Source organism: Devosia sp. FJ2-5-3 (genome assembly GCF_029201545.1).
Classification (GTDB): domain Bacteria; phylum Pseudomonadota; class Alphaproteobacteria; order Rhizobiales; family Devosiaceae; genus Devosia.
This window is the reverse complement of the sequence record NZ_CP104007.1, coordinates 1,723,325-1,746,500: the sequence shown is the minus strand read 5'-3', so window position 1 is coordinate 1,746,500 and position 23,176 is coordinate 1,723,325. Positions and strand designations below refer to the sequence as shown.

Below are 23,176 nucleotides of genomic sequence, written 5' to 3'. Positions count from 1 at the left end.
CCGATCCCGTGCCATATGATCGCCGCTCTTGGGGGGCTTTGCTCACCTGGGGTGGCGTAAATGGTTGTGGAGAGACGAATGAACCGGAACTGGGCAGTCGCGGCACTTGCTGGCGTATGCATGGGGCTTCTGCCCGCGGCCAGCATGGCGCAGAGCGTCAACATCACCCGGTCCATCCTTGCCGACCAGCCCTACACGCTGATCTATCCCGAAGCCATGATCGCCAGTGGCGGGGCCTCGGAGAGCCTCACCATCAACCACCCCAATGCTCCGCTGCAGTGCGACCTCAGCGTCGTGCCGGTGGAAGACACGGGCTGGACCGCCGAAAACGCGCTGGGCGCTCTTGACCGGGACGCGATCACTGCAGGCTGGGTCGAGAGCCTGCCCGGCTTCGTGCTCGGCTCTGCCGGCACGACCGCCTTCCAGGACGCCATCGCCCTTATTTACGACGGCACCAGCACCGATTCGCCCATGGGAATGCCCCTCACCCTCGTTCATACCGAAACTGTCTCCCAGGGCCGCGGCTATTCACTGGACTGCCTCTATGCGACCGAAGTCGCCGAACAGGCCCGCCCGATCGTCGACTTCATCCTCGCCAATTTCGCCACCCGTTCGGATGCCGAATGCTGCATTGGCGCCGCCGTCGAGCCGGAAGCGGAGACCTCTTCGGGGCAATAGCGCCCACCCGATATTGAAGCTGCCGGAGGGCCATGCCATATCAGTGCGTGTGCCGGACGGTCCGGCTTCTTGAATAACGGGGAGAGTGTACATGCCAATGGACGCCAATGAGATCGAGCGCCGCATCAAGGCCGCCCTGCCCGATGCGGAAATCGAAATTCGCGATCTGGCCGGTGACGGCGACCACTATGCGGCAACAGTGATATCCGAGCAGTTCCGCGGCAAGTCCCGCGTGCAGCAGCATCAGCTCGTCTATGCGGCCCTCCAGGGTGATATGGGGGGAGCCCTCCACGCCCTGGCGCTGCAAACCAACGTGCCGGAGTAAGGCCGATGTCGGGGCTGCGGGACTCGCTCGACCTGATCCGTATGGTTCGGCCCGAGGCGGGAACCGCAGCCATCGACCATGAGATCCTTGCGGAAAAGGCCAATTCACTGGGAGCGGCGGAGCGGCGCGTCATCCGCGCTGTCGCTGCCCTCGACGCCGGCCCGGAAATCAAGGCAGCTCTTGCCGAAGCGCGCGACGCGGTCTGGGGCTATTTCGTCCAGAGAGAACTGCTGGGCTTCGAGACTCACGACGAGGTCATCGCCGATCTCAAAATACCCCGCTCCGTGCTGCTCGGGCTCGGGGCCATCGAGGGATGACCGAGAATTGCCGGTTCTGCCTCGATAACAATCTCCTCTTCGACAGCCCGGTCGCCTCCACCGCGCATTTTTATGTGCTGCGCAATGTCGACGCGCGCTTTGCGCACGGCGCGATTGTCATTCCCAAACGCCATACCGAAACGCCCTTTGAGATGAATAGCGACGAGTGGCAGGATTTTCCCGCTGCCCTCGCCAGCGCCCGCGCCCTTTTTGACCACGCCGATCCAGAGGGCTTCACCCTCGGCTGGAACGTTGGCGCCGTCGCCGGGCAGACAGTCTTTCACACCCATTTGCACTTGATTGCGCGCTTCTCAGGCGACGCCCACGAAGGCAATGGCATTCGCCGCATTTTCAAGACCAACGACGAGGACTGAGTTTGGCCAGAGCGATTGTTTTCGACGTCGATGGGGTTCTTGTGCATGGCTATCACGCCCACCCAGACCGTCGCGAACGCTGGGACGCCGCGCTCCAGAACATCGGAATCAATCCCGACCGGTTCCAGCGCGAGTTCATCTTCGACATCTTCATGAAGCGCGTACTGATCGGCGAAGTCCCGATGGTGGAGGCTCTTGACAAGCGTCTCAAGGCCTTTGGCTACAAGGGCTCGACCATGGCCATGCTGGACCTCTGGCTGGGCTTCGATTTCAATCCGAATGCGGAGCTGCTGGCCAGGATCCGGCGCCTCAAGGACCACGCGGACGTAAAGCTCTACCTGGCCACGAACCAGGACCATTCCCGCGCTCAATACATCTGGCAGAACCAGCACTTCCACGGCCTGTTCGAGGACATGTTCTATTCCGCCCGTTTGGGACGCACCAAATACGACAAGAAGTTCTTTGCCATGGCAGACGAGCGCATGATCGCTTCCGACAGCCCGCCGCTCTTTTTCGACGACACGCCAAAAGTGATCGATGTCGCCCGCGCCTACGGCTGGGAGACAGTCCTGTTCGCCCAGAATGAGGATGTTTTCACCCATCCCTGGATCGCGCAAAAAATAGCTGACCTGCAGGGAGAAGACGCATGAAGGCCTGGGGCATCCTCACTATTACCGCTTTGGCCGGGTTGGGTTTTGCCGCCCCAGCATCGGCCTACGATGCGCAATGCTTCCAGAATGAGCATTACCTCGTGATCGCCCAACAGCGGGCCGAAGAGGTCGGCTCCGATTTCATTATTCGGCCTCCGGCCGTGGGCAAGATCGCCTGCATTTTCGAGACTCGGGACGGCGACATCCGCATCGGCGAACATGAGGATCCCTTGTATTTCACCGGCTTGTCGAGAAATTACCTTGTACTGACCCGCTCGACCGGGCCGGACGGCAATTTGGTGATCTACGACCTCGACGCCGGTGCATTCGAACCCATCGTCGATCTGCCCGCCGACGATGAGGTCATCGTCGGCGACAACGCGGTTACTTATTGGGAGCGAACGGCCGAGGGCAATGAGGACAATTGCCCCGAATTCGCCGAATACTCCGGCTATGGTTTTGGCGCGGTGATTGCAGAAGAGCGTATCCTCGATACGGCGACCGGCCAGATCTCGGCCACGGGCCAATCCCATTGCTCCAGCACGCAATGATGATCGCCATTTTGCGATAGTCTCGACAGCGCCCTCGTCCTGACCTATTTAAGGGCAACAGCCAGCGGGCCTTGACCCCGCTTATCGAAAGGTTTTCCTTATGTCCGATATCAACGCTTTCATCGATGACAAGGTGAAGAACAACGACGTATTCCTGTTCATGAAGGGCTCGCCTGACTTCCCGCAGTGCGGCTTTTCCGGCCAGGTCGTCCAGATCCTGAGCTATCTTGGCGTCGAATACGGCAGCGCCAATGTCCTGGAAAGCGAAGAGCTCCGCGACGGCATCAAGGCCTACACCAACTGGCCGACCATCCCCCAGCTTTACGTCAAGGGCGAGTTCGTCGGCGGGGCCGACATCGTCCGCGAGATGTTCCAGGCCGGTGAATTGCAGACCCATCTCGAACAGGCCGGCATCACCTTCAAGCAAAGCGCCTGATCGCTTGAATCATTTTCGAAGGGTCTCAACCTAAGCCGTTGGGACCCTTCGTCATTTGCGCCATGGCTCGAAAAGTCACCGCGACTGACATCACCGCGTTTGATGACACCCATTCCGCAATATTGCTTTGCGTGATGACGCGGCGGGGCTAATCTGGGGCATCTCCCCGCTCCGGTATTTGCCATGTCCAGCGCCGCCCCTGCCCGTTCCGCCATTCCTCTTCCCGTCGTGATCATCGCTGGCTGCATCATAGCCGCCATCGGCTTCGGCACGCGCGGCGCCTTTGGGCTGTTCACGCTCCCCGTGACCGAGGACCTCGGCCTCAGCCGCGAGCAATGGGGCATGGCCATGGCGGTCCAGAACCTCGTCTGGGGCATGACACAGCCATTTGCGGGTGCATTGGCAGACCGCTATGGCAGCGGGCGCGTGCTGGCGCTGGGCGGTCTGATCTACGCTGCCGGCGTGCTCGGCATGGCCTTTTCACCCGATACGCTCAGTCTGACTTTGACGGCCGGTGTCGTAACGGGCGTGGGCATTGCCGTTGCCTCTTTCGGCGTGGTGATGGCGGCCTTCGGGCGCGTTGTGCCCGCCGAAAAGCGCAGCTTCATCTTCGGCGTCGCCACTGCTGCATCATCGGCGGGCCAGTTTATCTTCGCCCCGGTCGGCCAAGGCTTCATCAACGCCTTCGGTTGGCAAATGGCGCTCGTGTGGCTTGCGCTGCTGCTCCTGCTCATCATTCCGCTGGCAGGCGCATTGCGCGGCCGCAGCGAATCCGTCCCGGGACAGGCGGACCTGCCCTTCATGGAGGCCTTGGCAAGCGCCTGGGGTCATGGCTCCTACAGATTGCTGGTGATCGGCTTCTTCGTCTGCGGCTTCCACCTGGCTTTCATCAACGTTCACATGCCTGCCTATCTCGTGCAGTGCGGCCTGTCTCCCGAGGTCGGCAGCTGGACCATTGCCGTCATCGGGCTATTCAACATCGCCGGCTCCCTCTTGTCCGGCTGGCTCGGCAGTCGCCTGCCCAAGCAGATGCTGCTGGCCAGCATCTATTTCCTGCGCGCAGTCGCTATCGCGGCCTTCCTTCTCCTGCCTGTGAGTGAAGTCACCGCCTATGCCTTCGCCGCCGCCATGGGGCTGCTGTGGCTGTCCACCGTACCACTCACGGCGGGCCTCGTGACCCTGTTCTTCGGCCCCCGCTATATGGGCATGCTCTACGGCGTGGCCTTTTTCAGCCATCAACTGGGGTCGTTCATCGGCGTCTGGCTGGGTGGATTCGTTTTCGACCAGACCGGCTCCTATAGTCTCGTCTGGTATTTGGGCATCCTTCTGGGTTTGGCCTCGGCGGTCGTCCATCTCCCCATAAACGAGCGCAGTTCGCCCAAATTCGCGTTCAAGCCCGCGTGAATTTTTCAACTATCGGGTTTTGCCGATAGAGGGTTGTCATTGGTGCCGGACCGGTTCATGGTCCGGCCATTATTCAAGTTCGCCGCCCAACTCTCTCCTGGGCGACCCTCCTTATCGAGCTGCTGTCATGCCGGACCACTTCACAAGGGTGCTGTCGCGCCCGCATTTCATTGCCCTGATCGCTGCCATAATGACGATGAACGCCATCGCCGTGGACGTGATGCTGCCGGCACTTCCTTATATGGGTGAGGCACTTGGCGTCACCGCGGAGAACGAGCGCCAGTTCGTCATCACTTTTTACTCGCTAGGCATGGGCATTGGCGTGCTGGCATTCGGGCCCCTGAGCGACCGCTTCGGTCGACGGATGCCCTTGTTCGCGGGGCTCGGCCTCTACGTGGTCGCGGCGCTGGCAGCAGTGTTCGCCCCCGACTTCACCACCCTGCTTGTGCTGCGCTTCATCCAGGGCGTCGGCGCTGCAAGCGCGCGCGTGGTGACCACCGCCGTCGTTCGTGACAAATATTCGGGCCGCGAAATGGCGGAGGTTATGTCATTGACCTTCATGGTGTTCATGGCCGTGCCGATCGTGGCGCCTGGTATCGGCCAGGTCCTGCTGCTGACCGGACCATGGCAGGCAATCTTCGTCTTCATGGGCCTGCTCGCTGCCGCGATCGCCTTCTGGGCCTTCCTGAAACTGCCGGAAACCTTGCCGGCGGAACAGCGCCGCCCCATGAGCTTCAGCGGCATAGCGCTCGGCTTCAAGCTGGTTTTCACCAACAGGACCGCCTTTTCCTATGGGCTGGCGGGCATGTTTCTGTTCGGCGCCCTGATGGGCTTCATCACCTCCGCCCAGCAGGTCTATGTCGAGACCTATGGTCTGGGCATCTGGTTTACCGTCGCCTTTGCGGCGATCGGCGCCCTTATGGCCGTGTCTTCGTTCACGAATTCCCGCATCGTGCGCAGACTGGGCATGCGGCGGCTCGCCCACGGCGCGATCATTGTCTATACGGCAACCGCCGCGGTCATGCTGACGCTGGCGCTGGCCGACATGCTGCCATTCCCGGCCTTTTACGGCCTGCTCGCCATCATCATGTTCTGCTTTGGCTGGTCTTCGTCGAACATGAACTCGCTGTCCATGGAACCGCTGGGCAGTGTCGCCGGCACCGCGGCGGCAACCTTCGCGTTCGTCCAGACCGTCGGCGGCACGCTGATCGGCACCGGCATCGGGCAGCTCTACAACGGCACGGCCTCAAACATCGCTGGCGGGTATTTCTCCATGGGAATCATGGCGTTGATCTGTGTTCTCGTTGCAGAAAAAGGCCGCCTTTTCGGTGTTGGCGAGCAATACGACACGGCCGCGTTCCGCGAACCGGCAGCTCACTGATTCCCATTTGACGGAGCCGGCCCTGCGAGCTGGCTCCGGTCATGGTAGACGTGATCGACAAGGCCCCAGGCCTGGGCCTCTTCGGGCGCCATGTAGCGGTCTCGCTCCAGCGCCAGTTCGACCTCTTCATAGGTTCGGCCACAATGCCTGGCGTAGATTTCGTTGGTGCGCCGCTTGAGCCTCAGGCTCTCTTCGGCATGGATCATGATATCGGTCACCTGCCCCTGATAGCCGCCTGACGGTTGGTGTAACATGATGGAAACATTGGGCAAAACGGCGCGCATCCCGGCTTCGCCAGCGGCGAGGATCAGGGTCGCGGCCGAGGCAGCCATGCCCATGCAGAGGGTTCCGACCGGCGCCTTGATGAACTGCATGGTGTCGTACATGGCCAGGGCCGACGTGACGACGCCGCCGGGCGAATTTATGTAGAGATATATGGGCTTAGCCGGATTTTCTGCCTCGAGGAAAAGCAGCTGGGCGCAGACCAGGGAGGACATGTTGTCCTCGATCTGGCCGTTGATGAAGACGATCCGCTCCCGCAGCAGGCGAGAATAAATGTCGAAGGCGCGTTCGCCACGGCTGGACTGCTCGACCACCATAGGGACGAGTTGCATTATGTCGCGCATCGGCGACCTCCTGTCTTTTCAATGGGTTAGAACGACTAGATCAAGCCGCGCGCATTACGGTCGCGGCAGGTTCGTTGCTATTGGCTGCGGCCGGAATGCGGACCGGCGCATGGGTCAGGCGGAAGGACGTGCCGCCATCCTCTGCCGGATAGAGCTCGATGGTGACAAGGCTCTTTTCGTTTCGCTCCAGCCAGCGAAATGTTAGCAGACTGTTAGCATTTGCGGCGACCACCTGCAGTTGCACATCGTCGGGCTTTTTGAGCCAGAGGTCGCGATATTCTGGGATGGTCAGCGCCCGCCAGACTTTCTCGGGCGGAGCCTCGAGCACAGTCTCGAAGGTGAGGCCGTCTTGTCCGTCACTCACTGATCCATCTCCTTTAGAACATCCCGCAAACTGTCGATGCGGCTCGGCCAGAAATCACGATAGCGCGCCAACCATTGATGCAGCGGCGCGAACCCGTCCGGGGCGATCCGGTAATGGGCGTAGCGACCCTCCCGACGTTCGGCGACGAGCCCTGCCCCGCGCAAGACGGCAAGATGCTGCGACATCGCGGGCTGGGAGATGGCAAAGCCCTCCCTGAGATCGGTGGCGGTCATTTCCTCTCCGGAAAGCCGCTCCAGGATCGCCCGCCGCGTCGGATCGGCCAAGACTTTGAAGAGTTCTGCTTCGTTCATGGCAACAGATAAGCACAGACTTATGTGTTAGCGCAAGGGGGATTGGTGGGAGGTGGCTCGGGACTGACCGGTTGAGCGACAGGGGTTACCCCCGCCCCAGCTGCGCCAGGGGCATGCTGGGCCTCGCTATCTCCCCTCAAGGGGGGTGTGGGATGGAGCCGAGGTTTAGGATGGAGGCTGATGGGTGCCCCTCGGGACAGGCCCGAGGGACGCGCAGTGCGGGCGCGGAACGGCATCCGGGCACCATGCGCAACGCTCACCTCCCCACCGGCGCAGGAGGCGGCAGAGGCTGAGAGCAGGAACGACTGCCGCAGGCCGAGGGGCGGCGAGCTAAACCGTAAACACTTCGCGCTTGATTTCGTCCCAGCTGTCCTTGTCGGGGGCGATGAGAAGGCCGCCACCGGTATCGCTGGGGCGGTAGTCCGAACCGTCGAACTTGGCGACGTGGGCCCCGCATTCGCGCATCATCAGGGCGCCGGCGACGTGGTCCCAGGGCATGAGCTTGTTGTACATGAGGAAGTGGATATTGCCGCCCGCAGCGAAGCGATATTCATGTCCGGCGCAGCGGTAATTGCCGAGCATTTTGATCTTGGCGAGATTGCCCAGAACGATCCGGCGCTGCTCGAGCGGCAGGAAGCCGGTGGATGCGAGGCCACCCATCTCCGCAAGGGGAACCGGGTCGGCAAACTTCATGCGGATGCGACGGCCATCGGGGAACACCTGCCAGGTGCCGCAACCCTTTTCGGCCATCAGGAAGTCGTCCCCCATGGGATCGTAGATGACACCGGCAACAGGCTCGCCGTTCTGCACCACCGCTGCCATGACCGCAAACAGCGGCAGGCCGCCCGCAAAATTGGCAGTTCCATCAACGGGATCGACGTAAATCGTGATTCGATCCTCGAGGCTGGATGTCAGCAGGGCCGGATTGGCCGACACGGCCTCTTCGCCGATGACGAGCGTGTTGGGAGAATGAGCGAGGATCGCTGCGGTGATGACCCGCTCGGCATTGGTATCGGCCTCGGTGACCAGATCGAAAGCGCCCGTCTTGGTCTTGATCATCCCATCGTCGAGGCGGCGGAAACGCGGCAGGATCTCCTGCTGGGCGGCCTGCTTCAATATGGCGGCCAGACGGTCGATATTCATATGGTCACGAGTCCTTTGGCTTGAGGGTGAGGCCTGCGAAATCGAACAGGCGCGGGTCGAGCATATGGCTGGGGTTGATATTGCCCAGGGCGCGGATCATGACGTCCTTGCGCCCCGGCATCGCCTTTTCCATATCGGTCAGCATGGCTTTGGTGACGTTACGCTGCAAGCCATCCTGCGAACCGCAGAGATCGCAGGGGATGATCGGAAACTGCATGGCATCGGAAAAACGCTGCAGATCTTCCTCGGCGCAATAGATCAGCGGACGCAGCACTTCGAGATCGCCTTCGTCATTGACCAGCTTGGGCGGCATGGCGGCGAGCTTGCCGCCATGAAAAAGGTTCATGAAGAAGGTTTCGAGACTGTCGTCGCGATGGTGGCCGAGGACCAGTGCCGTGCAGCCTTCCTCGCGCGCGATACGATAGAGATTGCCACGGCGCAGGCGCGAGCAGAGCGAACAATAGGTGGCCCCAGCCGGCAGCTTGTCCGTGACGATCGAATAGGTGTCTTTATATTCGATGCGATGCTCGATGCCGAGTTCGGTCAGGAATTGGGGCAGGATATGTTTGGGAAAGTTGGGCTGGCCCTGGTCGAGATTGCAAGCGAGCAGCTCAACCGGCAGCAGGCCACGCCATTTAAGGTCGAGCAGGATGGCGAGGAGGCCATAGGAATCCTTGCCGCCCGACAGCGCGACCAGCCATTTCTCGCCCGGCCGGACCATGGCGAATTTTTCGAGCGCCTCGCGGACATTGCGAATGAGGCGCTTGCGCAGCTTGTTGAATTCGACCGAACGCGGGGCCTTGGCGAAAATCGGATGCGCGCCGCTCTCGGCGTCGTCTTCCGGCGTGGCGTGGGCTTCCATCACCGCGGTCATGGCGAAACTCTCTTTGGAATTAGTGCCTAGCTGATATCGCCCCTTGGCAGCGATGGAAAGTCAAACCCGAGTTCCCAACCTTACCAAAGCTTCACTTGGCGTCCTTGTTTAATCCTGATTGTCACAGTTAGATGACGCCATCTTCTTGGCACCCTGGAGTCTCTCGGTGTTTCGCTCATTTTTTCCCAATCCGCGACTGTTCTTCACCGCCGCCCTGTGCTGGGTCGCGGTCGTCATGGTGGCCTGGTACACGATAGGCACCAATCTTCAGTCGGCATTCAGCCTGGGCCCATGGCTCGGCATACCGGCGACCGAAGCCAATCCTGATCCGTTTTTCTCTTCGGACAAGGTCTGGCTCTACCAATACGTCCTGATGTCGGGGTATCTGTTCTGCATTCCCTGGTACTGGATTGGCGGGAACCGACGCTGGTACTGGTGGAGCGTCGTGGGCAGCGTGACGATCATCGAGGTCGTCTATTTCAACGTCCAGATCAGCGCCTGGCTCAATGACTGGTATGGCGAATTTTACAATCTCATCCAGTCGGCGCTGACGACGCCTGGCAGCGTGACGCTCGACCAGTTCCTCGGCGAAATCTGGACTGTCGCCTATGTGCTGATCCCCAACATCACCGTCCTCGTCCTCAACGCCTTCTTCATCGCGCATTATCTGTTCCGCTGGCGCCGGGCGATGACCTTTTTCTACCAGAGCCACTGGCAGCATCTGCGCCACATCGAAGGCGCCTCCCAGCGTATTCAGGAAGACACCCAGCGCCTCGCCAATATCGTGGAAGGCCTGACGGTTTCGCTCGTCGCCTCGGTGATGACGCTGATCGTGTTCCTGCCCCTGCTCTGGGAGCTATCCTCGAACATCACCGAACTGCCGTTCTTCGGGGCGGTCAATGGCAGTCTGGTGTGGGTGGCGCTGGTCTCCTCTGCCTTCGGGACCGTGCTCCTCGCCGCCGTCGGGTGGAAACTGCCGGGCCTCGAATTCGACAACCAGCGCGTCGAAGCGGCGTTCCGTAAGGAACTGGTCTATGGCGAGGATCATGGCGAGCGGGCCGAGCCGGTCACGGTGCGGCAGCTGTTCATCAACATGCAGCACAATTACTTCCGGCTCTACCGGCACTATCTTTACTTCAACATCGCCCGATACGCCTATCTGCAGGGCTCGAACTTCGTGCCCCTGATCGCCATGGGCCCGTCCATCGTCGCCGGGGCGCTGACACTGGGCCTGTTCCAGCAGGTCAGCAACGCCTTCGGCCAGGTCGAGGACTCGTTCAAGTTCCTCGCCAGCTCCTGGACGACGATTATCTCGCTGATCTCGGTGTTCAAACGCCTGCGCGCGTTCGAGGCGAACATTCCGCCCAATGCGATCGCCGCGAACGACTATGACGACCCGATCTTCCTCGAAGAGCTCGCGGCTCCCCGGACCAGCGACGCGGTTCCGCAACAGCCGGCGCAGTTTTGAGCCGGTAAGGGAATGAGCGACAAGGCCGCCCTTCGGGGCGGCCTTTTTTGTATGGAGTGCCCGAGTGGCCGGATAACCCCCACCCGGCCTCCCCTGATAGGGGGGAGAACTATCGGGGCTCACGGGTGGCGGGGCCAGGCTCGGTCAGTCCCTCCCCCTGTTTCAGGGGGAGGTTAGGTGGGGGTGCTCCGAGCGAGGCGCCACACAACAAAACAAAAGGGCCGCTCCGAGGAGCGGCCCTTTCGCAAGTTCTGAAATTCGTGTCGCTGTTAACGCGAGTAGAATTCGACGACCAGGTTCGGTTCCATCTGGACCGGGTACGGCACGTCCGACAGGGCAGGAACGCGGACATAGGTCGCGGTCTGCTTGTGGTGGTCGGCGTCGATGTAGTCCGGAACGTCACGCTCTGCGAGGGTGTTGGCTTCCAGAACGACGGTGAGCTGCTTGGAGCGCTCACGCACTTCGATCTTGTCGCCGACCTTGACCTGGTAGGACGGAATGTTGACGCGCTTGCCGTTGACGAGGACGTGGCCGTGGGACACGAACTGACGGGCAGCGAAAACGGTGGCGACGAACTTCGCGCGGTACACGATCGCGTCGAGACGCGATTCGAGCAGACCGATCAGGTTCTCGCCGGTGTCGCCCTTGCGGCGGCTGGCTTCGTCATAGAGCTTGCGGAAGCCCTTTTCGGTGATCGAGCCGTAATAGCCCTTGAGCTTCTGCTTGGCGCGCAGCTGCAGACCGTAGTCCGACAGCTTGCCCTTGCGGCGCTGACCGTGCTGGCCGGGGCCATAGGCACGTGCGTTCAGCGGGGACTTCGGACGGCCCCAGATGTTCTCGCCAAGGCGACGGTCAATTTTGTACTTTACGGAATGACGCTTCGACATCGCGTATCCTTCGTTGAGTTAGAGTTCGAATGGATCGCGCCCTCCTCTGCCCTCCTTGCGAAGGACCGACAGACTCCCAAAAGAGAATCCCGGGTGCGCCTATGGGCCGAAACGGCCGGAATAGGTGGGTGCGTCTTAGAGGGGCGAAAGGGGGGAGTCAAGGCCGGGACCGGCCTCGACTACAGTTAATGGGCCAGCAAAGCCGGAGTTTTTGCCGCTCAGGCCATTTTCTTGTCGAGCGTGCGCTGGTCGCGCAGCTGCGGGAAGATTCGGCTCCAGATGATCGCCACCGCAATGGCGCCAAAGCCGCCCAGCACCACCGCCGGCACCGGCCCGATGAAATGGGCCACCGTGCCCGCCCGGAACTCGCCCAACTCGTTGGAAGCCCCGATAAACACCGAATTGACGGCATTGACGCGGCCGCGGACCTCCTCGGGCGTCCAGAGCTGCATGATGGTTTCGCGGATGGTGACGCTGACCATGTCGGACGCGCCGACCAGCGCCAACGCCGGAATAGAAATCCAGACGGTGGTCGAGAGACCGAAGATCGCCGTGAAGGCGCCGAAGAGACCCACGAAGAGGAACAAGAGCTTGCCGGCGTGGTCGCGGATCGGGAAGCGCGTGAGGAACAGCGCCATGGCGATGGCGCCGATGCCGGGGGCAGCGCGCAACAGGCCCAGCTCCTGCGGGCCGGCGTGGAGGATATCCTTGGTGTAGACGGGCAACAGCGCCACCGCCCCGCCCATCAGGACGGCGAACATGTCGAGCGAGATGGCGCCGAGCACCACCTTGTTGGAGCGGATATAGCGGAAGCCGCCGAAAATGCTTTCGAGGCTCTTGGCCTGGCTGTCGCGGACCTGCGCCGGCTTGGGGATCATCAACACGCTGACCACGGCGCATGCCAGCAGCACGGCAGCCGTGCCGAAGGCAACGCTCGGCGATATGCCATAGAGCAGGCCCCCGGCCGCGGGCCCCAGAATGGCGGCCATCTGCCATGCCGTGGCATTGGTGGTAATGGCGTTGGACAGCGCCTCGGGCGGCACGAGATTGGGGGCCAGCGATTGCGCGGCCGGGCTCCAGAAGGCACGGGCCGTGCCCAACAGCACCAATATGCCGAAGATCGGCCAGACCTCGTGCTCCTGCGCATTGACGAAGACGAGGAAACCGAGGGCGCAGACCAGTTCGACCGTGAGGCATATGGCCATGATGCCGCGCCGGTTGAAGCGGTCGGCGGTGAGCCCGGTGACAAGGATCAGCAGCAGGGCCGGCAGGAAGAGGCTGAGCCCCACCAGCCCAAGCAGGAACACATTGCCGGTGACATCGTAGATCTGCCACGCCACCGAGACGGACATGATCTGGACAGCAAAGCTGACCAGGAGCGTCGTGAGCCAGAAGAAACGGAAGCCCCTATAGGTCAGGGCGATGCGGTGTTTTTCGGTGGGAGCATGCATGATGCCCACTCGATTGCCACGCCATCGCCCCGCCGTCAAAGGCGGAAACGGCTCAAACCGTACGCAAGCCGACTAGTCTTTGGGCTGATCCGGCTTTTGCGGCTTCTGCCGATTGGGATTGGGCCGCTCGTGGCGACGATCGATCGAGGAGATGACGCCGCGCAGGGTGCGGATCTCCTGAGCGGTGAACCGACCCCGGGTGAGCGCCGTGCGGAGGTTATTGACCATACTCGGACGCTTGTCGGGCGTGGTGAAAAAACCGGACTGGTCGAGCACGCCTTCGAGATGTTCGAACAGGCCAATCAGGTCCTGGCGGGGTGCCGTTTCATCGAGACCGTCCGAAAAGGGCAGCGCCTTGCCCGTTTCGCTCTGGCGACGCCATTCATAGGCCATCAGCAACACCGCCTGGGCGATATTCAGCGACGCAAAGGCAGGCTCGACCGGCAGGGTGACAATGGCGTCTGCCATGGCCACTTCGTCATTGAGCAGGCCCCAGCGCTCGCGTCCGAAGAGCAGGCCCACGCCCCTGCCCGCATGGACATGGCTTGCCATATTGGCCGAAGCTTCTTCCGGCCCCAGCACTTCCTTCTGCATGTCGCGCGACCGCGCAGTGGTGGCATAGATCAGGGTCAGATCGGAAATGGCGTCTTCGAGCGTCTCGAACACGCGAACGCGCTCCAGCACATGGTCGGCGCGCGATGCGGCGGCCACCGCCTTTTCATTGGGCCAGCCATCGCGCGGGCGCACAAGCCGCAAATCCCACAGTCCGAAATTGGCCATGGCGCGCGCCGCCGAGCCGATATTCTCGCCCAATTGCGGTTCGCACAAGATAATGGCCGGCCCGGGGGCCAGCGTTATGGGAAGGGAGGTATCTGTGCCTGCCATTTGCCGCCATCCAGTAAATCTGGAGGGCGGCATAACCTAATTGCCCGCGCGGGGCAATTCAGGCGACGCGGCCCCGTAGCGGCAGCGGGCGGACCTTGGACGAGGCCTGCCATTCGCGATCAAGAATGGCGAAATGCAGCTCTTCGTCCCATTCGCCCTGGAAGAGGGCGTGCTCGCGATAATGCGCCTCGAGCCGCATGCCGAGCTTTTGCATCAGCTTGACGGTGTGATGATTGCGGCCTTCGCATTTCACGAAAAGGCGATGGATGCGGAAATGCCCGAAGGCGACATCGAAGAGAGCCGAAAGCGCTTCGGAGAGATAACCATTTCCCGCGCGGGCAGGGTCGATGACGAACCGAACTTCGCCCTGGCTTGCCGTGGCGTCGGACCAATGCAGGCTCACCTGACCGATGAGGTCCTGCTCGACCTGGCGCACAATCGCCGCGCTGATCGTGTCGCCCGGGCGCTGCAACGCCGTATGGCCACACATGATATCGACGGCGCCGGCGACTTCCTCGGGATAACGCGTTGGCCGCACGACATAGCGCTGTACGCTGGGCAGCGTATGATAGCGCGCGACAGCGGCAACATCAGAGCGCTGAAATGGTCTGAGCAACAGACGATCGGTTTTCGTATTCAGGCTAAAGCTCGACATGATCGCTACGGTCCCTCCGCAAAGCCAAAGACGCTTACGCCAATAACGCGGCTGGTTGCCCGAAGTTCCTGTGATCATTGACAGATTTGAACGACGAACTTCAGGGCTTATAGCAGCGCAACCGGACGATCTGCATCGCCGCGGGGCCACCAACAACACTCATGAAATGCACCGAAGGGGAAACTAGAGAACCTGCTTCGCCCATTCGCGAGCGAGGATAGCATAGATGAATTCTTCGTCCCAGCGCCCTTTGAACAGGCCGTGTTCACGAAAATGCGCTTCACGCCGCATGCCCAGACGCTCCATCAGGCGCCATGAAGGCTCGTTAAGGGCGTCGCAGCGCGCAAACACCCGGTGCAGTTCGACGACGCCGAATGCCAGGGACAGCATTGCCTGGGCGGCCTCAAAGGCTAATCCCCGACCCTGGGATTGGGGGTGAAAAATCCATCCCAGTTCCCCCTGGCGGGCATCTCTCGAGCGCAGGATCAGCGACACCTCGCCAATGACAGGGCCGCCATCGCGGCTTTCGACGGCGAGAATGACCCGGTCGCCATCGTCTTCGACGCCGGTCTGGGTTGTGCGCTGCTGCACCGCAAGGGCGCATTCTTCCCGGCTCAGTGGCGGGTCGAACAAGTACCGCGCGACCTCCTCGAGACTGCGATAGGAGAAGACGTCATCGACATCGCCGCGGGTAAACGGCCGCAGCCTCAGTCGTTCGGTCTCTATCGGATATTGCGGTCTTGGCGCCATCGCACTCCCCCGCCTCATAATCTCCGGGCCGCATGTGCATGGCAAGCCGCTTGCGCGACTGTGCACCCCGTGCCAGCCTGCTCCAATGTCAGGCCAGCATTATCCAGAACTCGACTTGTCCGCCAGTTGCGATTGCGGCGCCATCACCCTGTCGGTGAAGGGACGGATTCTTTCCATGTTTCAATGCGCTTGCGTGAATTGCCAGAAGGTGAGCGGCAGCGGCCATTCCTCGGTCGTGCTTGTCGCAGCCGACAGCGTCGGCATTGCCGGGGCGACCAAGACCATCTCGCGCACCGCGGCCTCCGGCGCCAGTTTCACGCGTCATTTCTGCCCTGAATGCGGCACGACGATCTGCGCCTTCAGTTCGCGTGCGCCGGGGATGCGCATCCTGCCTGCCGGCCTTTTCGCAGGCCAGAACGACTGGTTCGAGCCCAACCAGCTGATTTTTGCACGCAGCCATCTGGCCTGGGATCTGATCGCCGACCATCTGCCGCGCCACGACACCTATCGGGGAGTGGACAGGTCATGAGCCTTGCTCGCGAAGAACTGGCCGACCGCGTCAGGGCGTTGCTGCCGCCCCATGCCTTGGTGCGCGAGAAGAGAATGTTTGGAGGCATCGCCTTCATGCTCAACGGCAATATGCTGGTCTGCCCGCTCAAGGACGGAACGCTGATGGTGCGGGTCGGCAAGGACGGCATGGCCGAGGCGCTCGAGCGCGGCGCGGCCCCCATGACCATGGGTGACAAGACCATGGCCGGCTTTGCTATCGTCACCGGCGATCTCGTCGAGGACGATGACGGGCTGGCGGCCTGGATCGAGCGGGCGCGCCGCTTTGTCGATACCCTGCCGCCCCAATAGGCACTGACTGGGCAAGCCCCCATGCCGTGCGCGCGTTTGCGCTTTTCGCTGGCGATGCTATAGGGGCATCCGACGCTGGCCGAGGGGCCGACACAAGCAATCTAGGGAGCTGTTCCATGAGCAAAATCAAAGTCGCCAACCCGGTGGTCGACCTCGACGGCGACGAGATGACCCGCATCATCTGGCAGGCAATCAAGGACAAGCTCATCCATCCCTATCTCGACCTCGACATCGAATATTACGATCTCAGCGTCGAAAACCGCGATGCCACCAACGACCAGGTGACCATCGACGCCGCCAACGCCATCAAGAAGCACGGCGTCGGCATCAAATGCGCCACCATCACCCCCGATGAGCAGCGCGTCGAAGAATTCGGCCTCAAGAAGATGTGGAAGTCGCCCAACGGCACCATCCGCAACATCCTGGGCGGCGTGATCTTCCGCGAACCCATCATCTGCAAGAACGTGCCGCGCCTCGTTCCCGGCTGGACCCAGCCGATCATCGTCGGCCGTCACGCCTTCGGCGACCAGTACCGCGCGACCGACTTCACCTTCCCCGGCAAGGGCACGCTGACGATCAAGTTCGCGGGCGAAGACGGCACCGTCATCGAGCACGAAGTGTTCCAGGCCCCCGGCGCTGGCGTGGCCATGGCCATGTACAACCTCGACGACTCGATCCGCGACTTCGCCTATTCGAGCTTCAACTACGGCCTTGCCCGCGGCGTGCCGGTGTACCTCTCCACCAAGAACACCATCCTCAAGGCCTATGACGGTCGCTTCAAGGATATCTTCCAGGAGATCTACGAAGCCGAATTCAAGCAGAAGTTCGAAGAAGCCAAGATCTGGTACGAGCATCGCCTGATCGACGACATGGTCGCTTCGGCCCTCAAATGGTCCGGCGGTTATGTCTGGGCTTGCAAGAACTATGATGGCGACGTGCAGTCCGACATCGTGGCGCAGGGCTTTGGCTCGCTCGGCCTGATGACTTCGGTCCTGGCCACGCCAGATGGCAAGATCGTTGAAGCTGAAGCTGCCCACGGCACCGTGACCCGTCACTACCGCCAGCACCAGCAGGGCAAGGAAACCTCGACGAACTCGACCGCGTCGATCTTCGCCTGGACCCGTGGCCTCGCGCACCGCGCCAAGCTCGATGACAATGCCGAGCTCGCAAAGTTCGCGCTGACCCTCGAGAAGGTCGTTGTCGACACCATCGAAGAAGGCAAGATGACCAAGGACCTCAGCCTGCTCGTCGGCCCGGATCAGCCGTGGCTGTCGACCCTGGGCTTCCTCGACGCCATCGACCAGAACCTGCAGAAGGCCATGGCGTAAGCCAAGGCTGCATAGGATTGGAAAGGCCGGGGTCGATCCCCGGCCTTTCTGTTTGTGGCCGACGCCCGCAGGGTTCGACCTGAGAGCTCAAGGCGTTGAGCGAAATATTCATTATCGAGAAGGATTTGACGCATTATTGCCCCAGTGCCTGCTCATGCAGGGGCGAGGGATGTGGGGGGGAATGCTGAGATGAAGAAGCGGCTGCTGGTGCCGGCACTGATCCTGGGCGGGATCTATCTGTTCAACTCCAGCTGGCGTGTGGCACCGCCGTCCGGTGACGGACCGCAGCTGATCGCCCATCGTGGCGTGCACCAGACCTATCACCGCGACGGCCTTGAAAGCGACACCTGCACGGCCGAGCGCATCGATGCGCCGCGGCATGGCCTACTGGAAAACACCCTGCCCTCGATGGACGCCGCCTTCCAATCCGGAGCCGATATCGTCGAACTCGACGTGCATCCGACCACGGACGGCTATTTTGCCGTGATACATGACTGGACCCTCGAATGTCGGACCGAAGGGAGCGGCGAAACCCGGGGCCATAGCCTCGCGGACCTCAAGGCCCTCGATATCGGTTATGGCTACACCGCCGATGGCGGCGCAACATTCCCCTTTCGCGGCAAGGGCATAGGGCAAATGCCGGAATTGCGGGAGGTGCTGGCGGCTTTTCCCGACAAGCGTTTCCTCGTCAATTTCAAGAGCCGCGAGGCGCGCGAGGGCGACATGCTGGCAGCGCTCCTCGCGGATCACCCCGAGTGGCGAAATGCCATCTGGGGCGCCTATGGGGGCGACGAGCCGACCTATCGCGCAGCCGAACAGATCGAGGGGCTCAATGTGTGGTCGCGGCGCGGGCTCGTCGATTGCCTCATACAATACGAGCTGCTTGGGTGGATGGGGATAGTTCCGGAAAGCTGCAGCAATACCAAGGTGATGATCCCGATCAACGCCGCGCCGTTCCTCTGGGGCTGGCCCAACCTCTTGCTGCAACGCTTCGCCGATGCCGGGAGCGAGGTGATCCTGCTCGGCCCCTATGGAGCAGGCGATCCCGGCACTGCGGGGCTCGATGATCTCGAAATGATCGACCAGATCCCGGAGGGCTTCCAGGGCTATGTCTGGACCAACCGGATCGAGCTTGTCGGACCCGCTCTCAAAGCTTTGCCCCTTGCGCAAATCACGCCGGCACCGTAACCACAAAGTCATAAAGCCTCTGGTATGGTAGAGGCGTATTTTCGCGGGCCCTGCCCCATTTTTCCTGGATATTGCGATGCCGACCGGCGTCATTCTGGCCTTTGTCGGCTATGCCGTTTTCTCCTTTGCCGATGCGCTGATCAAGGCCGTGGGCCCGACTATGTCGGTGTTCGAAATAGCTTTTTTCACCACGAGCTTCTCCATCATCCCGCTCATGATCCACAAGCGGGGTGAGCGCTGGCGGGATATGTACAAGCTGCATCACCCCTGGCTGGTCCATGCCCGATGCGCCACGGCCATCACCGCCACGGGCTGTGTGATGTACGCGTTTACCCATATTCCGTTCGCTGATGTCTATGCCATCGCCTTCACGACGCCGATCTTCGTGACGCTGCTCTGCGTGCTGCTGCTCAAGGAAAATGTCACGGCCCTGCGCTGGTTTTTGCTGTTCGTCAGCTTCATGGGCGTGATCCTGGTGATCCGCCCGGGTATGCGCGAATTGCAACTGGGCCACTATATCCTGGTGTTCAGCTCCATGCTCGGCGCCTTCACCACCATCATCCTTCGCCATGTCGCGCCGCGGGAACGGCGCGTCAGCCTTGTCGGCCTGCAGGTGCTTTATTCAGGCATTATCAATGGCTTGCTGATGATCCCGAGCTTCGTCATGCCCACCCTGGAGCAGTTCGCGATCTTCCTCGCCATCGGCCTCCTGGGCGGGATTGGCGGCCTGCTGATCATCTCCGCCACCAGGCGCACGCCGGCCAATCTCATCGCGCCGGTGCAGTATAGCCAGCTGATCTGGGCGATCGTCTTCGGCGCCGCATTCTTTGGCGAATTTCCGGACTGGGTGGCGGTCGCCGGCATGTTCGTGGTCGTCGCTTCGGGCGTTCTCAACGTGCTCAGCGAGAAGCGGCCGATCCGCTGGAAGCCGCGAATCTTCTTCTTCCGCGCCGGTCTCTAGTTTCGCATTTCGGCGCGAATTCGTTAGCAGACTGCTAGCATCGAGATTACCCAAACGCGAAACGCCCCGTCACTGACGGGGCGTTTGCACTTGGACTATCCGAACCTAGATGAGGGCGCGGATCGCGGCGATGGCGTCCTCGGCCTTCGAGCCATCCGGACCGCCGCCCTGTGCCATGTCCGGACGACCGCCACCACCCTGCCCGCCCAGCGCAGCCGTTGCCGACTTGATGAGCGTGCCGGCGGCATATTTGCCGGTGAGATCGTCGGTGACGCCGATGGCGACCGTGCCCTTGCCGTCTTCGCCCTTGAGCACCATGACGACGACGCCCGAGCCGATGCGCTTCTTTTCAGCGTCGACCACGGACTTGATGTCCTTGGCAGCAACGCCTTCGACGACGCGGCCGACAAAGGTGACGCCATTGACGGTCTCGGAGGCCGCGCCATTGGCGCCGCCGCCGCCGAGCGCCAGCTTCTGGCGGGCATCGCTGAGAGCCTTTTCGGCGCTCTTGAGCTGGTTCTGCAGGGCCTCGATGCGTTCGAGCACTTCATGCGTACCGGAGCGGAGGATGCTCGCGGCCGAAGCCACGATATTGGTGCTGTCATTGCCGCGATGACGGGCGGCCTTGCCGGTGAGCGCCTCGATGCGGCGCACGCCACCGGCGACCGAGCTTTCGGCGACGACGGAGACGAGACCGATATCGCCGGTGCGACGGACATGGGTGCCGCCGCAAAGCTCGACCGACCAGCCAAGCCCATTGCCGGTCGGCTCGCCCATGGAGACGACGCGGACTTCGTCGCCGTATTTTTCGCCGAAGAGAGCCCGCGCACCAGACTCCTTGGCTTCTTCCACGCCCATCAGGCGGGTTTCGACCGGGGTGTTCTGAAGGATGATGGCGTTCGCGATATCTTCGACTTCGGCCAGCTCCTGCGGGGTGACGGGCTTGGTGTGCACGAAATCGAAGCGCAGGCGATCGGCGGACACCATCGAGCCCTTCTGGGCGACGTGGTCGCCGAGCACGAGGCGCAGGGCTTCGTGGAGGAGGTGTGTTGCCGAGTGGTTGGCGCGAATGGCGGAACGACGATCGTGATCGACGATCAGCTCGACGGCCTGGCCAAGCTTGAAGCTGCCTTCGGTGACCTTGACCTTGTGGGCGAAGACGCCGTGATGCTTGCCGGTATCGAGGACTGCGGCGCTGACGCCTTCGCCCTTGATGACGCCCGTGTCGCCCACCTGGCCGCCGCTCTCGCCATAGAACGGGGTCTGGTTGACGATGACGATGCCTTCCTGACCGGCAGCAATGGCGTCGACCTCGGTGCCGTCGACCAAGAGCGCCTTGATCTCGGCTTCGGCGGTCTCGGTTTCATAGCCGAGGAATTCGGTGGGGCCGAGCTTGTCGGAGAGGCCGTACCATACGGTGTCGGTGGCCGCTTCGCCCGAACCAGCCCAGTTCTTGCGGGCCTCGGCTTTTTGCTGGGCCATGGCGGCGTCAAAGCCGGCCTGGTCGACAGTGATCGAGCGCGAGCGCAGGGCATCCTGGGTCAGGTCGAGCGGGAAACCATAGGTGTCGTAGAGCTTGAACGCCGTGGCGCCGGCCAGCACGTCGCCCTCGCCGAGGCTGGAGGTTTCAGCCTCGAGGATCTGCAGGCCACGGCCGAGCGTCTTGAGGAACCGGCCCTCCTCGAGGCGGACGGTTTCGGCGATCATGGCTTCGCCACGGCTGAGCTCGGGATAGGCCTGGCCCATCTCGCGCACCAGGGTCGGGACGAGCTTGTAGATCGTCGGCTCGCTCGAGCCGAGCAGCGTCGCGTGGCGCATGGCGCGACGCATGATGCGGCGCAGCACATAGCCGCGGCCTTCATTGGAGGGCAGCACGCCTTCGGCAATGAGGAAGCTCATCGAACGAAGATGGTCGGCGATGACGCGGAGCGAGCGGTTGCCCGGGCCGTTGACGTCGGCATTGGTGACGTTGGCGGCAGCCGAGATCAACGCCTTGAACAGATCGATGTCATAATTATCGTGGACGCCCTGCATGACGGCGGCAACGCGCTCAAGGCCCATGCCGGTATCGATGGACGGACGCGGCAGGCCGGTGCGCGAACCATCGGCATGCTGCTCGAACTGCATGAAGACCAGGTTCCAGATCTCGATCCAGCGATCGCCGTCTTCATCGGGAGAACCCGGAGGGCCGCCCCAGACCTTGTCGCCGTGATCGTAGAAGATTTCCGAGCACGGGCCGCAGGGACCGGTATCGCCCATCTGCCAGAAATTGGACTTGGCGCCGAGCCGCACGATGCGATCCTCGGAAATGCCGGCAATCTTCTTCCAGAGTTCGAGCGCCTCGTCATCGTCCTCATAGACGGTGACCATGAGACGGTCCTTCGACAAGCCCCAGTCCTTAGTAAGAAGGGTCCAGGCCAGCTCGATCGCTTCGGGCTTGAAATAGTCACCGAAGGAGAAATTGCCCAGCATTTCAAAGAAGGTGTGGTGGCGCGCGGTGAACCCGACATTGTCGAGATCATTGTGCTTGCCGCCGGCGCGCACGCATTTCTGCGCGGTCGTCGCCGTGGAATAGGGGCGCTTCTCGACGCCGGTGAAGACGTTCTTGAACTGCACCATGCCCGCATTGGTGAACATCAGCGTCGGATCGTTGCGCGGCACAAGCGGGCTGGATGCCACGGCTTCATGGCCGTTACGGGCAAAGTAATCGACAAAGCTCGAACGGAGATCGTTTACGCTGGTCATCAACTAGCTTTCATGCGGAACGGGCACGAGCGCGCCCTTGAAGAAAATCGTGGCTTTTTATCGTGCAGTGAACCGGAATGTCCAGCATTGCAGCAGGCTGGCATGGGGGAAAGTGGCGGGGCCAGCGGGTTTGAGGGCGCTCCGGGCGGTGTGGGAGGGGAACAAGGGGCATTTGGGGTGGATCGGGAGCGGATTGGACGGGCAGCGCTGAGGTGAAGTTGGTGGGCGGAATGTGACATCGGGACTGTCCGCCCCCCACCCTCGATCCCTCCCCGCGAGGGGGAGGGAGGCGGGCCGGTGGGTGGGGCAATTTTCTGCGATGTCATTCCCGCGAAAGCGGGAACCCCTGTTGAGCGGAGGTCCCCGCTTTCGCGGGGATGACATGGGGATTGGACGGGCAGTGCTGGGCCGCAATTGGCGTGGAGATTGGGGCGTCGGGGCTGTCCGCCCCCCACCCTCGATCCCTCCCCGCGAGGGGGAGGGAGGTGGGCCGGTGGGTGGGGAGAAGTTGGGGCCAAAGTGTGCGTGCATTCGCTTCGCGCGCACGGGGCTCCCCTCGGGCTTGA

At 62.0% G+C, this 23,176-nt stretch carries 26 protein-coding genes; 15 read left to right on the top strand and 11 right to left on the bottom strand.

Annotated features, from left to right (window positions below; genetic code table 11):
* The first annotated feature begins 78 nt into the window (after positions 1-78).
* The 9 genes from N0P34_RS08340 to N0P34_RS08300 all read left to right on the top strand — a co-directional run bounded on the left by N0P34_RS08340 (position 79) and on the right by N0P34_RS08300 (position 6,116).
* Positions 79-678 carry a hypothetical protein gene (locus tag N0P34_RS08340; protein ID WP_275606554.1) on the top strand — a complete coding sequence of 200 codons (600 nt, stop codon included), beginning with the start codon at positions 79-81 and terminating at the stop codon, positions 676-678.
* Positions 679-769: 91 nt separating this feature from the next.
* Positions 770-1,003 (top strand): BolA family transcriptional regulator, encoded by a 234-nt coding sequence (locus N0P34_RS08335; RefSeq protein ID WP_275606553.1) that lies wholly within the window; start codon positions 770-772, stop codon positions 1,001-1,003.
* Between the two features lie 5 nt (positions 1,004-1,008).
* Positions 1,009-1,320 carry a DUF6665 family protein gene (locus N0P34_RS08330; RefSeq protein ID WP_275606552.1) on the top strand — a complete coding sequence of 104 codons (312 nt, stop codon included), beginning with the start codon at positions 1,009-1,011 and terminating at the stop codon, positions 1,318-1,320.
* Positions 1,317-1,694 (top strand): HIT family protein, encoded by a 378-nt coding sequence (locus N0P34_RS08325; RefSeq protein WP_275606551.1) that lies wholly within the window; start codon positions 1,317-1,319, stop codon positions 1,692-1,694. Before N0P34_RS08330 ends, N0P34_RS08325 begins: the two co-directional genes overlap by 4 nt.
* A 2-nt stretch (positions 1,695-1,696) precedes the next feature.
* Positions 1,697-2,344 carry an HAD family hydrolase gene (locus N0P34_RS08320; RefSeq protein ID WP_275606550.1) on the top strand — a complete coding sequence of 216 codons (648 nt, stop codon included), beginning with the start codon at positions 1,697-1,699 and terminating at the stop codon, positions 2,342-2,344.
* The gene (locus N0P34_RS08315) at positions 2,341-2,895 is read left to right on the top strand and encodes a hypothetical protein (protein WP_275606549.1); all 555 of its coding nucleotides are present in this window, start codon (positions 2,341-2,343) and stop codon (positions 2,893-2,895) included. Before N0P34_RS08320 ends, N0P34_RS08315 begins: the two co-directional genes overlap by 4 nt.
* Positions 2,896-2,995: 100 nt before the next feature.
* Positions 2,996-3,331, top strand: a complete 336-nt coding sequence (gene grxD, locus N0P34_RS08310; RefSeq protein ID WP_275606548.1) for a Grx4 family monothiol glutaredoxin — start codon at positions 2,996-2,998, stop codon at positions 3,329-3,331.
* Positions 3,332-3,514: 183 nt separating this feature from the next.
* Entirely contained in the window at positions 3,515-4,735 is a 1,221-nt protein-coding gene (locus N0P34_RS08305; RefSeq protein ID WP_275606547.1) for an MFS transporter, read from the top strand.
* A 127-nt stretch (positions 4,736-4,862) separates the two neighbouring features.
* The gene (locus N0P34_RS08300; protein ID WP_275606546.1) at positions 4,863-6,116 is read left to right on the top strand and encodes a multidrug effflux MFS transporter; all 1,254 of its coding nucleotides are present in this window, start codon (positions 4,863-4,865) and stop codon (positions 6,114-6,116) included.
* Here the strand turns inward: N0P34_RS08300 and N0P34_RS08295 are convergent.
* From N0P34_RS08295 to ttcA, 5 genes are all read right to left on the bottom strand, one after another.
* Positions 6,110-6,742 (bottom strand): ATP-dependent Clp protease proteolytic subunit, encoded by a 633-nt coding sequence (locus tag N0P34_RS08295; protein ID WP_275606545.1) that lies wholly within the window; start codon positions 6,740-6,742, stop codon positions 6,110-6,112. The two genes, N0P34_RS08300 and N0P34_RS08295, sit on opposite strands and share 7 nt — an antisense overlap.
* Before the next feature lie 40 nt (positions 6,743-6,782).
* The gene (locus N0P34_RS08290; protein WP_275606544.1) at positions 6,783-7,106 is read right to left on the bottom strand and encodes an SRPBCC domain-containing protein; all 324 of its coding nucleotides are present in this window, start codon (positions 7,104-7,106) and stop codon (positions 6,783-6,785) included.
* Complete coding sequence (locus N0P34_RS08285; protein ID WP_275606543.1) at positions 7,103-7,417, bottom strand: metalloregulator ArsR/SmtB family transcription factor; 315 nt, start codon at positions 7,415-7,417, stop codon at positions 7,103-7,105. The genes N0P34_RS08290 and N0P34_RS08285 overlap by 4 nt, the downstream gene beginning before the upstream one ends.
* A 330-nt stretch (positions 7,418-7,747) precedes the next feature.
* Complete coding sequence (locus N0P34_RS08280; protein WP_275606542.1) at positions 7,748-8,560, bottom strand: inositol monophosphatase; 813 nt, start codon at positions 8,558-8,560, stop codon at positions 7,748-7,750.
* A 4-nt stretch (positions 8,561-8,564) separates the two neighbouring features.
* On the bottom strand, positions 8,565-9,422 hold the full coding sequence (ttcA, locus tag N0P34_RS08275; protein WP_275606945.1) for a tRNA 2-thiocytidine(32) synthetase TtcA: 858 nt from the start codon (positions 9,420-9,422) through the stop codon (positions 8,565-8,567).
* 178 nt (positions 9,423-9,600) lie between these two features.
* Between ttcA and sbmA the strand changes: the two genes are divergently transcribed.
* Positions 9,601-10,902: a peptide antibiotic transporter SbmA gene (sbmA, locus tag N0P34_RS08270; protein ID WP_275606541.1), complete on the top strand. Its 1,302-nt coding sequence runs from the start codon at positions 9,601-9,603 to the stop codon at positions 10,900-10,902.
* 269 nt (positions 10,903-11,171) lie between these two features.
* On the opposite strand, the gene rpsD is transcribed toward sbmA, so the two are convergent.
* The 5 genes from rpsD to N0P34_RS08245 form a co-directional block, all read right to left on the bottom strand.
* A complete protein-coding gene (gene rpsD, locus N0P34_RS08265; RefSeq protein WP_275606540.1) occupies positions 11,172-11,789 on the bottom strand; it encodes a 30S ribosomal protein S4 in 618 nt (205 codons plus the stop codon).
* 218 nt (positions 11,790-12,007) lie between these two features.
* The gene (locus N0P34_RS08260) at positions 12,008-13,240 is read right to left on the bottom strand and encodes an MFS transporter (protein WP_275606539.1); all 1,233 of its coding nucleotides are present in this window, start codon (positions 13,238-13,240) and stop codon (positions 12,008-12,010) included.
* A gap of 72 nt (positions 13,241-13,312) precedes the next feature.
* Positions 13,313-14,125, bottom strand: coding sequence for an RNA methyltransferase (locus N0P34_RS08255; protein ID WP_275606538.1), 813 nt, complete (start codon positions 14,123-14,125; stop codon positions 13,313-13,315).
* Between the two features lie 58 nt (positions 14,126-14,183).
* Complete coding sequence (locus N0P34_RS08250) at positions 14,184-14,741, bottom strand: GNAT family protein (protein WP_275606537.1); 558 nt, start codon at positions 14,739-14,741, stop codon at positions 14,184-14,186.
* A 222-nt stretch (positions 14,742-14,963) separates the two neighbouring features.
* Complete coding sequence (locus N0P34_RS08245) at positions 14,964-15,530, bottom strand: GNAT family protein (RefSeq protein WP_275606536.1); 567 nt, start codon at positions 15,528-15,530, stop codon at positions 14,964-14,966.
* A 175-nt stretch (positions 15,531-15,705) separates the two neighbouring features.
* Between N0P34_RS08245 and N0P34_RS08240 the strand changes: the two genes are divergently transcribed.
* From N0P34_RS08240 to N0P34_RS08220, 5 genes are all read left to right on the top strand, one after another.
* The gene (locus N0P34_RS08240; RefSeq protein ID WP_275606535.1) at positions 15,706-16,059 is read left to right on the top strand and encodes a GFA family protein; all 354 of its coding nucleotides are present in this window, start codon (positions 15,706-15,708) and stop codon (positions 16,057-16,059) included.
* Positions 16,056-16,388, top strand: a complete 333-nt coding sequence (locus N0P34_RS08235; RefSeq protein WP_275606534.1) for a TfoX/Sxy family protein — start codon at positions 16,056-16,058, stop codon at positions 16,386-16,388. The genes N0P34_RS08240 and N0P34_RS08235 overlap by 4 nt, the downstream gene beginning before the upstream one ends.
* Positions 16,389-16,504: 116 nt before the next feature.
* Positions 16,505-17,716: an NADP-dependent isocitrate dehydrogenase gene (locus N0P34_RS08230; protein ID WP_275606533.1), complete on the top strand. Its 1,212-nt coding sequence runs from the start codon at positions 16,505-16,507 to the stop codon at positions 17,714-17,716.
* Positions 17,717-17,905: 189 nt separating this feature from the next.
* Entirely contained in the window at positions 17,906-18,904 is a 999-nt protein-coding gene (locus N0P34_RS08225) for a glycerophosphodiester phosphodiesterase family protein (protein ID WP_275606532.1), read from the top strand.
* 76 nt (positions 18,905-18,980) lie between these two features.
* Positions 18,981-19,865 (top strand): DMT family transporter, encoded by an 885-nt coding sequence (locus N0P34_RS08220; protein WP_275606531.1) that lies wholly within the window; start codon positions 18,981-18,983, stop codon positions 19,863-19,865.
* 105 nt (positions 19,866-19,970) lie between these two features.
* Here the strand turns inward: N0P34_RS08220 and alaS are convergent, their stop codons facing one another.
* Positions 19,971-22,610, bottom strand: a complete 2,640-nt coding sequence (gene alaS / locus N0P34_RS08215) for an alanine--tRNA ligase (RefSeq protein ID WP_275606530.1) — start codon at positions 22,608-22,610, stop codon at positions 19,971-19,973.
* Between the last annotated feature and the right edge of the window lie 566 nt (positions 22,611-23,176).